This window comes from Streptomyces sp. ALI-76-A (genome assembly GCF_030287445.1).
GTDB lineage: Bacteria > Actinomycetota > Actinomycetes > Streptomycetales > Streptomycetaceae > Streptomyces.
In genome coordinates, this window is record NZ_JASVWB010000002.1 from 5,952,898 (window position 1) to 5,968,413 (window position 15,516).

Sequence of the window (15,516 nt, forward strand, 5' to 3'; positions counted from 1 at the left end):
CTATGCCGTGCCTGTGCACACAGTGACGACCGGCCCGTCGTTCCCGGTCCGCTCCAGGAACCCCACCACGCTCCGCACGAACCGCTCGGCGTCATCGACCCAGGGGTTGTGCCCGGCGCCGGGCTGAACGACGAACTCCGCGTCCGGGAACAGCCCGGCGAACTCGGCCACCGTCCGAGGAGGCGCCCCCAGGTCCACCTCGCCGGCCAGCAGCAGCACCGGCGCCGGGAACCGGCCGAGGGCCGCGCGGGTGGCGTCCGGGTCGAAGGCGCCCTCGGCCCCGAAGGCCGCCATGACCTCTGGAGCCCTCCGCTCCTCGAGCGCGGCGTGATGGGCCTGAGCGGCCTCGTCCCAACGCCCGTAGGAGAACGGCGCGACGGCGTTCACCGCGTCCTCGGTGACCTGGCGGCCCTCCACGATCGCCTCCAGGGCCGCGAACGCCTCCGGGAACCACGGTTCGTGCCGCCGCAGCCGAGCCGTCTCCAGTCGAAGGCCCCCCTCGATCGTGAGCCCCACGGCCCTGACACTGGGCGTCACCAGCACCAGCTTCCCGACGCGCTCCGGGTGGCGACTCGCGTACTGGACCGCCGGATTCGCGCCCGCGCAGTGCGCGAGGAGATCCAGCCGGTCCAGCCCGAGACGCTCGCGCAGGGCCTCCACGTCCCCGACCAGCCGGTCGCACCGGTAGGACCCGGGGTCCTCCGGGACGGCCGACCGGCCGGTGCCCCGAAGATCGAGCCTGATCACTTGCCGGTGAGCGGAGAGACCACCGAGGTCCCCGAGATACGCCGAGTCCGTCGGCCCGCCGGGCAGACACACGACGGGCGCTCCGTCACCGGCGACGTGATACGCGAGCACGGTTCCGTCGTACGAGGAGAAAAAGGGCATGGCGAAGGTCCTTTCGCGTGGGGACTGGTGTGCGTGTGTGCAGGCGCAGGCGCAGGCGTGTCCGTGTCCGTGTCTGTGTCTGTGTCGGACCGGGCGACGGCGACGGAAGCGCGTGCAGCCGGAGGAGGGCAGGCAGTCGGAGCGCATGAGAACGGTGGCCTTTCGGGATGCCTACGGGCGCTCCCAGGGCCACATCTGCGTCACGACGTCAGATGAACCGCATCACCAATGGGGGAGGAGAGCACCCAGCCTGATACAGCGTTGATGGGTCTCACCTCCTCGGTCGGTCACGTGCAGCGGACGGTACCAGGCAACGGGCCGCACGGCACCGCGTACGGACCCGCCACCGGCATGCCGACGGCGAAGGACCGCGCCACCCCGCACAGCCGGGACAGCGGCATAACGAGATGGACGAGATATCGGCCTGCGAGCCGCAATGAGTCCTGCGGCGTCCGGCGGTCGTACTGCCGAACCCGTCACCGAGGAGGACTCCGGATGCGCGGCGCGACCTGTTCGATGAGCGTCTCGCTCGACGGCTACATCGTCGGGCCGGACGGCGAGTTCGACTGGACGGGGCCCGAAGAGGAGGTCTTCCGCCTGGCCACCGACGAGATTCGCCAGGCCGGCGCCCACCCGCTGGGCCGGTGGCTCCACGAGACGATGCCGTACCGGCAGACCGATGACCACCGACCAGTACGTCCGGATCGGCAGCGAGACCAAGACCTTCACGGTCACCGCGCTGCTCAAGCTCGTGGACGACGGCCGGATCGGGCTGGACGACCCGATCTCCGCCTACGTCGACGGCGTGCCGGGCGGCGACCGGATCACGCTGAGGCATCTGGCGGAGATGCGCAGCGGCCTGTTCCCGTACAGCGCCGACCCGGACTTCGAGCACGATCTGTTGAGCGACCCGACTCGCTCGTTCACCCCGCGGGAGGTGCTCGCGTACGGCTTCAGGCATCCCCACACCTTCGCGCCGGGGACGCAGTTCCAGTACTCGAACAGCAACCTCATCCTTCTCGGCCTGGTGATCGAGAAGGTCAGCGGTCACCGACTCCACGGGCTGGGACCCCAGTTGGGCCTGGGCGGCCGGGGCGCTGATCTCGAACCTGCACGACCTGCGCCGCTGCGCCGAGATCGTCGCCACCGGGACACTGCTCCGCCCGGAGACCCAGGCACAACGACTCAGGACGCTGCCGACCGGCTATCCCGGTACGAACTATGGCCTCGGCATACTCAAGTCCGGCGGCTGGATCGGGCACAACGGCTCCATCCCCGGCCACGAGACCGTGACCGTCTACCTGCCCTCCGAGAAGGCCACCCTGGTGGTCATGCTCAACACCGACATCCCCACCGGGGGCCAGGAACAGTCCTCACTCCTCGCCCGAGCGATCACAGAGATCGTCACCCCGGACAACGTCTACGACCGCCCCGTCCCCCCCCACGCTGAGACACCAGGACGTCCCGCCCCGGACAGGGGGCGGCCGCCGACCACGGAAGACACGGAGCACATACGCGAAGACCCCGTCCTCAGCGAACTCGCTGATGGCGGGGTCTTTGGGCACCTTCTCCAAGGTGCCCCCGGCAGGATTCGAACCTGCGCACACGGCTCCGGAGGCCGTTGCTCTATCCCCTGAGCTACGGGGGCGTGTCGGGCGCGGAGCTGCTTGCTCGCGGCGACGGGTAGAACACTACCAGCTCCCCCGGGGTGTTCATGAACGGGTTTTGCGGCGTGGGGGCAGGTCCGCGGGGTCGGGGCGGGGTGGCTCGATGTCCCGTGGGGAGGGGGAGGTCGCCCGCACGGGGCGGAAGTGGGGAAAACCCGGACGCGGTGGCCGGTCCCGACCTACTCTCGAGTTGTGCCAGGCGCGTCTGGCCGGGTGCTTGTTGTGGACGACAACAAGGTCATCCGGCAGCTGATCAGGGTCAATCTCGAGCTGGAGGGCTTCGAGGTGGTGACCGCGGCCGATGGTGCCGAATGTCTGGATGTCGTTCATCAGGTGCGGCCCGACATGGTCACCCTCGATGTCGTCATGCCGCGGCTCGACGGGCTCCGGACCGCCGCCCGACTGCGCAGCGACCCGCGAACCAGCCACCTCCCGCTGGCCATCATCAGCGCCTGTACGCAGTTCGAGGTCGAGACCGGCCTCGATGTCGGCGTCGACGCCTTCCTCGCCAAACCCTTCGAGCCCACTGAACTCGTCTGTCTGGTGCGGCAGTTGATCGAGGAGAAGAGGGACAGGGAGAGGGAGAGCGAGAAGAGGGGCGGGGTTGTTGAGGCCGGCGAGGAGTCGGCGTTCGACGGCATCCTCGGTGCCGGAGAGGCCGAGCGGGCCGCCGGACGCGCCGGCGGCTGACCCTCAGGCACTCCCAGTCCTCACCTACACCTGCTTCCCCTGCTCATGCCGGCCCTGCGGCAGCCGCCCCCGTCCTCGCCCCGTCCACATCGCGGACCGGACCGGATGTGGCTCGCTCACCCACCCCCCTCCTCCCCTACGCTTGTCCCGTGACCCCCGTCGAGCTCTCCCGTACCGTGCTGCGCGCGGTCCGTCGGGCTGTCGACGTGGGGGAGCTGAACGTGACCGTTCCGGAGCGGGCCGTGGTGACCGTGCCCGGGCCCGGTGGGTGTGGTGACTACGCCACCAACATCGCCCTCCAGCTCGCCCGCGCGGCCGGGCGGCCGCCGCGACAGGTCGCCGAGATCCTGCGGCCGCGTCTCGCGGACGCCGACGGCGTCCGCGACGTCGTCGTCACCGGGCCCGGGTTCCTCAACATCAGCCTGCGCGGTTCCTCGTCCGCTGCCCTCGTCGAGGAGATCCTGCGGCGCGGACCGCGGTACGGGTACGTCGAGCAGCCCGGCGGACACGTCGTCCGGCTGCACGCTCCGCACGAGGTCCGGGCCGTCGTGGTCATGGACGTCGTCGCCCGGCTGCTGCGCTCCCAGGGGGCGCTCGTACACACCAGCTGCGACGCGTGCACCGAACCCGCGTGCCCCGAACCGGCGTGGGTGGACGTCCTCGGTGTACGGCTGGACACGTACGACGCACCCAGCGCACCCGACGCACCCACCCCGCTGGAAGGCACCGGCAAGCGGACCGGCACCAGCACAAGCACCGGCACCGCCACCATCGACATCGCCGTACGCCCCGTACCGGCAACCCTCACCCCCCACCCCCTGGACCCCGACGCCACCCGCTGGGCCCTCCTCCACCCCGCCGCGCACAACCGGCCCCGGACCACCGGTGAGCACCTCGTGCAGCGTGAGAGCAACCCCCTCTTCCGCGTGCGGTACGCCCACGCCCGTACCCGGGCTCTCGCCCGCAACGCCGCCGACCTGGGGTTCCACGCCGAACCCGGTGACGCGGGAGCGTACGACCACGACGGGCTCGTCGGGGTGCTCGCCGATCACCCGCGGGTCCTCGCCGCGGCCGCGGCCCAGCGTGCCCCCGACCGGCTCGCCCGGCACCTCGTCACCGTGGCCGATGCCGTCCTTCCCTTCCTTCCCGCCGTCCTCCCGCGCGGCGAGGAGAAACCCTCGGCCGCCCACCGTGCCCGGCTGGCTCTTGCCGAAGCCGCCGGGACGGTGCTGGCCGGCGGCCTGTCCCTGCTCGGCATCGACGCACCCGACCACCTCTGAGACAGCGCACAGAGAGTTCAAGAAGAGTCATGAGTCGTTCCGCACACCCCGCCGGGCCCCGGCACGCCGATGTGTACCCCGAGGGGCACTACTCCGCGCCGCCCGCCGACCTCAACGCCCTCGATCCCAAGGTGTGGGCCCAGACCGTCGGCCGTGACCAGGACGGCGTCGTCACCGTCGGCGGCATCGACGTGAAGACGCTCGCCGAGCAGCACGGCACCCCCGCCTACGTCATCGACGAGGCCGACTTCCGGGCCCGCGCCCGCGCCTGGCGGAGCGCCTTCGGGCGCGACGCCGACGTCTTCTACGCCGGCAAGGCCTTCCTCTCCCGGGCCGTCGTCCGCTGGCTGCACGAGGAAGGGCTCAACCTGGACGTGTGCTCCGGTGGCGAGCTCGCCACCGCGCTGTCCGCCGGGATGCCGGCCGACCGCATCGCCTTCCACGGCAACAACAAGTCGACACAGGAGATCCACCGGGCCATCGAGGCGGGTGTCGGGCGGATCGTGCTCGACTCCTTCCAGGAGATCGTCCGGGTCGCGCACATCGCGCAGTCCCTGGGCAAGCGGCAGCGCGTCCAGATCCGGGTCACGGTCGGCGTCGAGGCGCACACCCACGAGTTCATCGCCACCGCCCACGAGGACCAGAAGTTCGGCGTCCCGCTGGCCGGTGGGCAGGCCGCCGAGGCCGTACGGCGTGCGCTTCAGCTGGACGGGCTGGAAGTGATCGGGATCCACAGTCACATCGGGTCGCAGATCTTCGACATGTCCGGCTTCGAGGTCGCCGCCCACCGGGTCGTCGGGCTGCTGAGGGACATCCGGGACGAGCACGGCGTCGAACTGCCCGAGATCGACCTCGGTGGCGGTCTCGGCATCGCGTACACGAGTGACGACGATCCCCGCGAGCCGCACGAGATCGCCAAGGCCCTGACCGAGATCGTCACCCGGGAGTGCGAGGCCGCCAAGCTGCGCACCCCGCGCATCTCCGTCGAACCCGGCCGCGCCATCGTCGGACCGACCGCCTTCACGCTGTACGAGGTCGGCACCACCAAGCCCCTCGACGGGCTGCGGACGTACGTCTCCGTCGACGGCGGCATGTCCGACAACATCCGTACCGCGCTGTACGACGCCGAGTACAGCGTCGCCCTGGTGTCCCGGACGAGCGACGCCGCGCCGATGCTCGCCCGCGTCGTCGGCAAGCACTGCGAGAGCGGTGACATCGTGGTGAAGGACGCGTTCCTGCCGGCCGACCTGGCGCCGGGGGACCTCATCGCCGTGCCGGCCACCGGCGCGTACTGCCGGTCCATGGCCAGCAACTACAACCACGTGCTGCGCCCGCCGGTCGTCGCGGTCAACGACGGGGAGTCCCGGGTGATCGTCCGCCGGGAGACCGAGGAGGATCTCCTGCGCCTCGACGTCGGGTGAACCACAAGGACAACCGGACCGGAAACCGGAACCACAAGGACAACCGGACCGGAAACCGGAACCACACGGACAACCGGACCGGAAACCGGAACCGGACCGCAACCGGAACCGGACCGCAAACCGGCACCGCATCGGAAACCGGAACCGAATCGGAAACGGACCGGAAGGCACGCCAGATTCGCGTCTGATCCGCGCTGGAAACGGGGTGGAAACCGGGTGGAAGATCTCCTGTCTTCCGGCCCTGGAGTGATGAAATCGATGTCTCACGATCCGGACATGGGGCAGAAAGTCCCGTCCGGTGAGTGAGACTGGTCCAACCTAGACGGTGGTATGAGGAAACGAGGTCGGATGATGCGTACGCGTCCGCTGAAGGTGGCGCTGCTGGGCTGTGGAGTGGTCGGCTCAGAGGTGGCGCGCATCATGACGACGCACGCCGACGACCTCGCCGCCCGCATCGGCGCCCCGGTGGAGCTCGCGGGCGTGGCCGTCCGGCGGCCCGGCAAGGTCCGTGACGGCATCGACCCGAACCTGGTCACCACCGACGCCACCGCCCTCGTCAAACGCGGCGACATCGACGTGGTAGTGGAGGTCATCGGCGGGATCGAGCCCGCTCGCGGCCTCATCACCACCGCCTTCGAGTACGGCGCCTCCGTCGTCTCCGCCAACAAGGCGCTGCTCGCCCAGGACGGCGCGGCCCTGCACGCCGCCGCCGAGGAGCACGACGCGGACCTCTACTACGAGGCCGCCGTCGCCGGTGCCATCCCGCTGATCCGCCCGCTGCGCGAGTCCCTCGCCGGCGACAAGGTCAACCGTGTGCTGGGCATCGTGAACGGGACGACGAACTTCATCCTCGACAAGATGGACAGCACGGGGGCGGGATACCAGGAAGCCCTCGACGAGGCCACCGCCCTGGGATACGCCGAGGCCGACCCGACCGCCGACGTCGAGGGGTTCGACGCCGCCGCCAAGGCCGCCATCCTCGCCGGGATCGCGTTCCACACGCGCGTGCGTCTCGACGACGTCCACCGTGAGGGCATGACCGAGGTGACGGCGGCCGACTTCGCCTCCGCCAGGGAGATGGGCTGCACCATCAAACTGCTCGCCATCTGCGAGCGGGCCACGGACGGCGCCTCCGTCACCGCGCGCGTGCACCCCGCGATGATCCCGCTGTCGCACCCGCTCGCCTCGGTGCGCGGCGCGTACAACGCGGTGTTCGTGGAGTCCGACGCCTCCGGCCAGCTGATGTTCTACGGGCCCGGCGCCGGCGGCGCCCCCACCGCCTCCGCGGTGCTCGGCGACCTCGTGGCCGTCTGCCGCAACCGGCTCAACGGCTCCACCGGGCCCGGTGAGTCGGCGTACACCGCGCTGCCCGTGTCGGGCATGGGCGAGGTCGTCACGCGGTACCACATCAGCCTTGACGTGGCCGACAAACCGGGCGTCCTCGCCCAGGTGGCCACCGTGTTCGCCGAGCACGGCGTGTCGATCGACACGGTTCGGCAGCAGGGGAAGGACGGCGAGGCCTCCCTCGTCGTCGTCACGCACCGCGCGTCCGACGCCGCCCTGGGCGGGACCGTCGAGGCGTTGCGCAAGCTCGACACCGTGCGTGGTGTCGCCAGCATCATGCGGGTTGAAGGAGAGTAACCAGCAATGACCCACCAGTGGCGCGGAATCATCGAGGAGTACCGGGAGCGGCTGCCGGTGTCCGACACCACGACGGTCGTGACGCTCCGCGAGGGCGGCACGCCGCTCGTGCCCGCGCAGGTGCTCTCCGAGCGCACCGGCTGCGAGGTCCACCTCAAGGTGGAGGGCGCCAACCCCACCGGGTCCTTCAAGGACCGCGGTATGACCATGGCGATCACGCGGGCCAAGGAGGAGGGCGCGAAGGCGGTCATCTGCGCCTCCACCGGGAACACGTCCGCCTCCGCCGCCGCGTACGCCGTGCGCGCGGGCATGGTCTCGGCCGTTCTCGTCCCGCAGGGCAAGATCGCGCTCGGCAAGATGGGCCAGGCGCTCGTGCACGGCGCCAAGATCCTCCAGGTCGACGGCAACTTCGACGACTGCCTCACCCTCGCCCGTGCGCTGAGCGACAACTACCCCGTGTCGCTGGTCAATTCGGTCAACCCGGTACGCATCGAGGGCCAGAAGACGGCCGCGTTCGAGATCGTGGACATGCTCGGGGACGCCCCCGACATCCACGTCCTGCCGGTGGGCAACGCGGGCAACATCACCGCGTACTGGAAGGGCTACAAGGAGTACGCCGCCGACGGCATCGCCACGCACACCCCCCGCATGTGGGGCTTCCAGGCGTCCGGCAGCGCCCCGATCGTGCGCGGAGAGGTGGTCAAGGACCCGTCGACCATCGCCACCGCGATCCGCATCGGCAACCCCGCCTCCTGGCAGTACGCCCTGGCCGCGCGGGACGAGTCGGGCGGCTTCATCGACGAGGTGACGGACCGTGAGATCCTGCGCGCCTACCGGCTGTTGGCCGCGCAGGAGGGCGTCTTCGTCGAGCCCGCGTCCGCCGCGTCCGTCGCCGGTCTGCTGAAGGCGGCCGAGCAGGGCAAGGTCGACCCGGGACAGCGGATCGTGTGCACGGTCACCGGCAACGGCCTCAAGGACCCCGACTGGGCCGTCGCCGGCGCCCCGCAGCCGGTCACCGTCCCGGTCGACGCGGCGACCGCGGCCGAGCGCCTCGGCCTGGTCTGACCAGGCCGAACCCGGGCCCGACGGGGAAATCCCCAGCGGGGGTGCACAGGGGGCTTACGACACGCATCGTGCGCCTCCTGTGCGCCCTATGTCGCCACTGAACCTTCCTTCGATAGGCTGTACCGAACCCGCCCGCCGCATATGCCCTCGCATATGGCCGGGTGCCGCGCCGTCTCCGCGGCCCGGAAGCGGTCCCAGGGGTCCCCAGAAGGCCCCGGGTCCTCATGTACGTATCGAATGTCTTCGACAATCACGCAGCTCAAGGAGAGTCATCGAGCGATGGCCGGTCCAGCCTTCCGCGCCGCCGCCGTCAGGGTGCGCGTCCCCGCCACCAGCGCCAACCTCGGCCCAGGGTTCGACGCCTTCGGCCTGTCGCTGGGGCTCTACGACGACGTGGTCGTCCGGGTGGCCGACGCCGGGCTGCACATCGACATCGCGGGTGAGGGCAGCGAGACGCTCCCGCGGGACGAGAACCACCTTCTCGTACGGTCCCTGCGCACCGCCTTCGACCTGCTGGGCGGGCAGCCCCGCGGCCTGGAGATCGTCTGCGCGAACCGCATTCCGCACGGCCGGGGCCTGGGCTCCTCCTCGGCCGCCATCTGCGCCGGCATCGTCGCCGCGCGTGCCGTGACCATAGGCGGGGACTCCCGGCTCGACGACGCCGCCCTGCTGGAGCTCGCCACCGAGATCGAGGGTCACCCCGACAACGTGGCGGCCTGTCTGCTCGGCGGCTTCACCCTGTCCTGGATGGAGGCCGGAGCGGCGCGGGCGATCAGGATGGAGCCCGCCGATTCCGTCGTACCGGTGGTTTTCGTGCCCGGTAAGCCGGTCCTGACGGAGACCGCGCGCGGACTGCTCCCGCGCAGCGTGCCGCACGTCGACGCGGCCACCAACGCCGGCCGCGCCGCCCTGCTCGTCGAGGCACTCACCCGCCGCCCGGAACTGCTGCTGCCCGCCACCGAGGACCGCCTCCACCAGGAGTACCGCGCCCCCGCCATGCCGGAGAGCGCCGCGCTGGTGGAACGGCTGCGGGCCGACGGCGTCCCGGCGGTGATCTCCGGAGCGGGGCCCACGGTGCTGGCCCTCGTCGACGAGGACAGCGCCGACAAGGTCGCCCATCTGGCGGGCGAGGGGTGGGCCGCGAACCGGCTGGCGCTCGACACCCAAGGGGCCGGCGTGCTTCCGCTCGCGGCCTCCAGTGACATCTGAAACCGGCGGTTGCCGGATTTCGAGAGGGGGAATGTTTGTTGGATCCGGTAGTGTTAACCTCAAGTCTGCACCCGACCCCACCATGGCGAGGTGCTTCGTGTCCCCGTCCGGGACAGACATCCTTCCGGGAGCCTCCCAAGCCGCACTGTGTTCTGTACGCCGTACACGAGCAGTACGTCGTACGGCAGCACTGAGCGACATGCCGGGCACGCTCCGGAACCGGTGCGACCAAGCCACGTGACACGGACACTCAGTGCCACTGCTTCGGGAAGCGCCGTCACCACATTCCTCCGCCGCTAGGCGGACCACCGCCCCGGCACGGTCCACACAGCAAGGACCGAAGCCGGACAGCACAACCGGTCGCCGAGCCAGACAGGCCGACGTCCGCTCCAGGGAAGGACCCTTCGTGAGCGACACCACCGATCTGATGGGCGCACGTGTCGAGGAGACCGCTGCCGCGCCCTCCACGGACGCCTCCGCGCCTGCCACCGGTGCCGGCTCCCGGCGGCGCCGCGGTACCGGCCTCGAGGGCATGGTGCTGGCCGAGCTCCAGCAGGTCGCATCCGGCCTCGGCATCAGGGGCACCGCGCGTATGCGCAAGAGCCAGCTGATCGAGGTCATCAAGGAGGCGCAGGCCGGGGGCACCCCCCAGGCCGCCCCGGCCGCGAAGGCCGCCGACGCCACCGAGACCAAGCCGAAGCGCCGGGCCACCTCCAAGGCCCGGACCGGCGACGACGCCGCTCCCGCCGCGGAGAAGAAGGCGGCCGTCAAGGCCGAGGCCCCGGCCGAGAAGGCCGTGGCGCAGCAGCAGATCGAGATTCCGGGCCAGCCGGCCGGGGGCCCGTCCCGCGACGCGGGCGCCTCCCGCGGAGCAGAGGCCGAGCGCGGGGGAGACGACGCTCCGGTGGAGCGCCGCCGTCGCCGCGCCACCGCCGACGCGGGCAGCCCCGAGACCGTCACCGCCGAGGCGAAGAGCGAGCCCAAGGCCGAGACGCCCGCACAGGCGCAGCCGCAGGGCGGCGACGCCGGTGACGGCGCCGAGGGCCGACGCCGCGACCGCCGTGAGCGCGGCCGTGACCGTGCCGACCGCGGGGACCGTCCCGAGCGGGGCGACCGTGCCGACCGCGGTGAGCGCCGCAAGAGCGACGACCAGCAGGGCGGGCAGGGTGGCGGCCAGCAGCGTCAGGACCGCCAGCAGCAGAGCGGCGGCCGTCAGGACCGTCAGGACCGTCAGGACCGCCAGCGTGACAACGGCCCCCAGGACGACGACGACTTCGAGGGTGGCCGCCGCGGCCGCCGCGGCCGTTACCGGGACCGCCGTGGCCGTCGTGGCCGCGAGGAGTTCGGTGCCAACGAGCCGCAGGTCGCCGACGACGACGTCCTGATCCCGGTCGCGGGCATCCTCGACATCCTCGACAACTACGCCTTCATCCGTACGTCGGGCTACCTGCCGGGTCCCAACGACGTGTACGTCTCCCTCGCCCAGGTCCGCAAGAACGGCCTGCGCAAGGGCGACCACGTCACCGGCGCGGTCCGTCAGCCCAAGGAGGGCGAGCGCCGCGAGAAGTTCAACGCGCTGGTGCGGCTCGACTCCGTCAACGGCATGGCGCCCGAATCCGGGCGCGGGCGGCCGGAGTTCAACAAGCTGACGCCGCTCTACCCGCAGGACCGCCTCCGGCTGGAGACGGACCCGGGCATCCTCACCACCCGCATCATCGACCTCGTCGCGCCGATCGGTAAGGGCCAGCGCGGTCTGATCGTGGCCCCGCCGAAGACCGGCAAGACCATGATCATGCAGGCCATCGCCAACGCGATCACGCACAACAACCCCGAGTGCCACCTGATGGTCGTCCTGGTCGACGAGCGTCCGGAAGAGGTCACCGACATGCAGCGGTCGGTCAAGGGCGAGGTCATCTCCTCGACCTTCGACCGCCCGGCCGAGGACCACACCACCGTCGCCGAGCTCGCCATCGAGCGCGCCAAGCGTCTGGTGGAGCTGGGCCACGACGTGGTCGTGCTGCTCGACTCGATCACGCGTCTGGGCCGTGCGTACAACCTCGCCGCGCCGGCCTCCGGCCGCATCCTGTCGGGTGGTGTCGACTCGACCGCCCTGTACCCGCCGAAGCGCTTCTTCGGTGCGGCCCGCAACATCGAGGACGGCGGCTCGCTGACCATCCTCGCCACCGCGCTGGTGGACACCGGGTCCCGCATGGACGAGGTCATCTTCGAGGAGTTCAAGGGAACCGGCAACGCCGAGCTCAAGCTCGACCGCAAGCTCGCCGACAAGCGCATCTTCCCGGCGGTGGACGTGGACGCGTCCGGTACCCGTAAGGAAGAGATCCTGCTCGGCAACGACGAGCTGGCCATCGTGTGGAAGCTGCGCCGGGTGCTGCACGCGCTCGACCAGCAGCAGGCGATCGAGCTGCTGCTCGACAAAATGCGGCAGACGAAGTCGAACGCCGAGTTCCTGTTGCAGATCCAGAAGACGACGCCGACGCCGGGAAACGGTGACTAGTCACCGCCGAGCCGGTTGAGCCGCAAAGGGCCGTCCCGTTCACGGGGCGGCCCTTTGCGCCGGTACCCGGCCGGCGGCGAGATCTCGGCCACAAGAGTGCCGCCGGGGCCGGAGTCCGGCAGGACCGGGCCGGTGGCTGAACCGCTGGTGAGCGAGTGTGGCCGGAAAAGGACGTCACCTACCGTGGCCGGAGACGCACAGGGTGGTCACAGCGCGCCGTGCAACCCTTTGCCGAGTTCCGCCGTCTGACCTGGCGGAGTGACGATGGTGCGGTACTGGTCCGTCACGACCGCGCCTGACCCTGGAAGCAGGGGGTATCCGACCGGACGGGATTCGAGGAGCACATGTCCGCCGAGAGCACGCCGGAGCCCGCCATACCGGGTGAGTCCGGCACCACGGGGCGCCATCGCGTCCGCGGCAGTCGCCGCAAACCCCGGAACAGGGGCAGGGGCGTCCTGGTCATGGCCTGGACCGCGGCGGGCATCGTCGTCCTGGGCGGCACCGGCGCCGGGTACCTGTACTTCAAGCTCAACGGCAACATCAAGAGCGTCGACATCGACTCCGCCCTCGGCACCGACCGGCCCGTCAAGGTCGACAACGGCTCCGAGAACATCCTCGTCCTCGGCTCGGACACCCGCTCCGGCACCAACCAGAAGCTCGGCGGCGGCCCCGACGACGGCAGCGCCCGCTCCGACACCGCGATGGTCGTGCACGTCTACGAGGGCCACAAGAAGGCCAGCGTGGTGTCCATCCCGCGCGACACGGTCATCGACCGTCCCGAGTGCACCGACGCCAAGGGCGGCACGCACGACGCCGCGTCCGGCGTGATGTTCAACTCCGCGTACACCACCGGCGGAGCGGCCTGCGCGGTGAAGACCGTCGAGTCCCTCAGCGGGGTCCGCATGGACCACTATCTGGAGGTCGACTTCAGCGGCTTCCAGACGCTCATCGACGAACTCGGCGGTGTCGAGGTCACCACCACCAAAGCCATCAAGGACGACGACAGCCACCTCGACCTGAAGGCCGGCACGCACCAGCTCGACGGCGAGCAGGCCCTCGGCCTGGTCCGCACCCGGCACGGCGTCGGCGACGGTTCCGACCTCGGCCGCATCCAGCTCCAGCAGGCCTTCATGAAGGCGCTGATCAACCAGGTGAAGAGCGTCGACCTGTTCGGCAACCCCAAGAAGCTGTACGACCTCGCCAACACCGCGACCCGGACCGTGACGACCGACTCCGACCTCGGCTCGGTCAACTCGCTCATGTCCTTCGCCAGCGGCCTGAAGGGCATCGGCTCCTCGGACATGCACATGGTCACGATGCCGGTCCAGTACGACCCGGCGAACCCGAACCGGGTCATCGTCCGCGAGGCCCAGGCCGAGCAGGTGTGGACCGCCCTCAAGGAGGACCGGGCGATCCCGGAGTCGGCCACCGAGGGCACGGCCACCGGCGAGGCGGACGGCGTGGTGAGCGCCGGCTGACGGCGTGGGTCGTGACCGGCCGGGCCGGTCACGACGCGGGCCGTGACCGGCCGGCTCCGGTCCGTGGGCGCGACCGGCCCCGCCGCGGCCGTGGGAATAGCGCACCGCGGGCCTCGGTTTGGGTGGATGGCCCCAGTCCTGGCAGACTGGTACGTCGGCTCCGGTTCACGCCTCCGCATCCCGCGGCTGCGACCCGGCGCCCTCCCGAAACTAGGAGACACCTTGAAGCGCGACATCCACCCCGCGTACGTCGAGACGCAGGTCAGCTGCACCTGCGGCGCGTCGTTCACCACCCGCAGCACCATCGAGAGCGGCGCCATCCGCGCCGACGTGTGCTCCGAGTGCCACCCGTTCTACACGGGCAAGCAGAAGATCCTCGACACCGGTGGCCGTGTGGCCCGCTTCGAGGCCCGCTTCGGCAAGGCCGCCGGCTCCAAGAAGTAGCGAGCCCCATTTCGCCGGTCCACGGTCGCGCCCCCTTCCCGGGCGCACCGGGACCGGCGTTTTTGGTCGCCCGCCCTCCCCTTCCCGCAGTACAGGAGCCGAAAGATGTTCGAGGCCGTCGAGGAACTCGTCGCCGAGCACGCCGACCTGGAGACGAAGCTCGCCGACCCGTCGGTCCACTCCGACCAGGCCAACGCGCGCAAGCTGAACAAGCGGTACGCCGAGCTGACCCCGATCGTCGCCACGTACCGCTCCTGGAAGCAGACCGGCGACGACATCGAGACCGGGCGTGAGTATGCCGCCGTCGACCCCGACTTCGCCGCCGAGGTCAAGGAGCTGGAGAAGCAGCGCGAGGAGCTGACGGAGAAGCTGCGTCTGCTGCTGGTGCCGCGTGACCCCAACGACGACAAGGACGTCATCCTGGAGGTCAAGGCGGGCGCGGGCGGCGACGAGTCGGCCCTGTTCGCCGGCGACCTGCTGCGGATGTACCTGCGCTACGCCGAGCGCGTCGGCTGGAAGACCGAGATCATCGACGCCACCGAGTCCGAGCTGGGCGGCTACAAGGACGTCCAGGTCGCCGTGAAGACCAAGGGCGGCCAGGGCGCCACCGAGCCCGGTCAGGGCGTGTGGGCCCGGCTGAAGTACGAGGGCGGCGTGCACCGCGTGCAGCGGGTCCCGGCCACGGAGTCGCAGGGCCGTATCCACACCTCCGCGGCCGGTGTCCTGGTGACGCCCGAGGCGGAGGAGGTCGACGTCGAGATCAACGCGAACGACCTGCGCATCGACGTGTACCGCTCCTCCGGACCCGGCGGCCAGTCGGTCAACACCACCGACTCCGCCGTGCGCATCACGCACATCCCGACCGGAGTCGTCGCCTCCTGCCAGAACGAGAAGAGCCAGCTGCAGAACAAGGAGCAGGCGATGCGTATCCTGCGCTCCAGGCTGCTCGCCGCGGCGCAGGAGGAGGCGGAGAAGGAAGCCGCCGACGCCCGCCGCAGCCAGGTCCGCACCGTCGACCGCTCCGAGAAGATCCGCACGTACAACTTCCCGGAGAACCGCATCTCGGACCACCGCGTCGGCTTCAAGGCGTACAACCTGGACCAGGTCCTGGACGGCGACCTCGACGCGGTGATCCAGGCCTGCGTCGACGCGGACTCGGCGGCGAAGCTGGCGGCCGCGTAAGCACGTAAGGACGTACCCACGCACGAGGACGACACG

Annotated in this window: 11 protein-coding genes, 1 tRNA gene and 2 pseudogenes; 12 read left to right on the forward strand and 2 right to left on the reverse strand. The window is 70.6% G+C overall.

The features are described 5' to 3' along the window. Nucleotides 1–888 (reverse strand): alpha/beta fold hydrolase, encoded by an 888-nt coding sequence (locus QQS16_RS27745; RefSeq protein ID WP_286064750.1) that lies wholly within the window; start codon nt 886–888, stop codon nt 1–3. A 495-nt stretch (nt 889–1,383) separates the two neighbouring features. Between QQS16_RS27745 and QQS16_RS27750 the strand changes: the two are divergent. Next, nucleotides 1,384–1,593: pseudogene (locus tag QQS16_RS27750) on the forward strand (dihydrofolate reductase family protein); the annotation flags it as partial. Further along, nucleotides 1,556–2,330, forward strand: a pseudogene (locus QQS16_RS27755) (serine hydrolase domain-containing protein); the annotation flags it as partial. The pseudogenes QQS16_RS27750 and QQS16_RS27755, both read left to right, overlap by 38 nt. A gap of 134 nt (nt 2,331–2,464) precedes the next feature. Here QQS16_RS27755 and QQS16_RS27760 read toward each other — a convergent pair. After that, nucleotides 2,465–2,536: transfer RNA gene (locus tag QQS16_RS27760), tRNA-Arg, on the reverse strand. 163 nt (nt 2,537–2,699) lie between these two features. On the opposite strand from QQS16_RS27760, the gene QQS16_RS27765 reads away from it, so the two are divergent. The 10 genes from QQS16_RS27765 to prfA all read left to right on the forward strand — a co-directional run bounded on the left by QQS16_RS27765 (nt 2,700) and on the right by prfA (nt 15,480). Beyond that, entirely contained in the window at nt 2,700–3,245 is a 546-nt protein-coding gene (locus tag QQS16_RS27765) for a response regulator (protein ID WP_286064751.1), read from the forward strand. Between the two features lie 149 nt (nt 3,246–3,394). Beyond that, nucleotides 3,395–4,525, forward strand: a complete 1,131-nt coding sequence (nrtL, locus tag QQS16_RS27770) for an ArgS-related anticodon-binding protein NrtL (protein ID WP_286064752.1) — start codon at nt 3,395–3,397, stop codon at nt 4,523–4,525. Between the two features lie 29 nt (nt 4,526–4,554). Then, entirely contained in the window at nt 4,555–5,946 is a 1,392-nt protein-coding gene (gene lysA, locus QQS16_RS27775) for a diaminopimelate decarboxylase (RefSeq protein WP_286064753.1), read from the forward strand. Between the two features lie 348 nt (nt 5,947–6,294). Further along, nucleotides 6,295–7,587, forward strand: coding sequence for a homoserine dehydrogenase (locus tag QQS16_RS27780; protein WP_286064754.1), 1,293 nt, complete (start codon nt 6,295–6,297; stop codon nt 7,585–7,587). Between the two features lie 6 nt (nt 7,588–7,593). Beyond that, nucleotides 7,594–8,652 carry a threonine synthase gene (gene thrC, locus QQS16_RS27785; RefSeq protein WP_286064755.1) on the forward strand — a complete coding sequence of 353 codons (1,059 nt, stop codon included), beginning with the start codon at nt 7,594–7,596 and terminating at the stop codon, nt 8,650–8,652. A gap of 279 nt (nt 8,653–8,931) precedes the next feature. Beyond that, entirely contained in the window at nt 8,932–9,861 is a 930-nt protein-coding gene (thrB, locus tag QQS16_RS27790; RefSeq protein ID WP_286064756.1) for a homoserine kinase, read from the forward strand. Between the two features lie 406 nt (nt 9,862–10,267). After that, entirely contained in the window at nt 10,268–12,376 is a 2,109-nt protein-coding gene (gene rho / locus QQS16_RS27795) for a transcription termination factor Rho (protein ID WP_286064757.1), read from the forward strand. A gap of 344 nt (nt 12,377–12,720) precedes the next feature. Then, nucleotides 12,721–13,854 carry an LCP family protein gene (locus tag QQS16_RS27800; RefSeq protein WP_286064758.1) on the forward strand — a complete coding sequence of 378 codons (1,134 nt, stop codon included), beginning with the start codon at nt 12,721–12,723 and terminating at the stop codon, nt 13,852–13,854. Nucleotides 13,855–14,076: 222 nt separating this feature from the next. Further along, nucleotides 14,077–14,298: a 50S ribosomal protein L31 gene (rpmE, locus tag QQS16_RS27805; protein ID WP_010040182.1), complete on the forward strand. Its 222-nt coding sequence runs from the start codon at nt 14,077–14,079 to the stop codon at nt 14,296–14,298. Nucleotides 14,299–14,403: 105 nt separating this feature from the next. After that, nucleotides 14,404–15,480 (forward strand): peptide chain release factor 1, encoded by a 1,077-nt coding sequence (gene prfA, locus QQS16_RS27810; RefSeq protein WP_286064759.1) that lies wholly within the window; start codon nt 14,404–14,406, stop codon nt 15,478–15,480. Nucleotides 15,481–15,516: the final 36 nt, after the last annotated feature.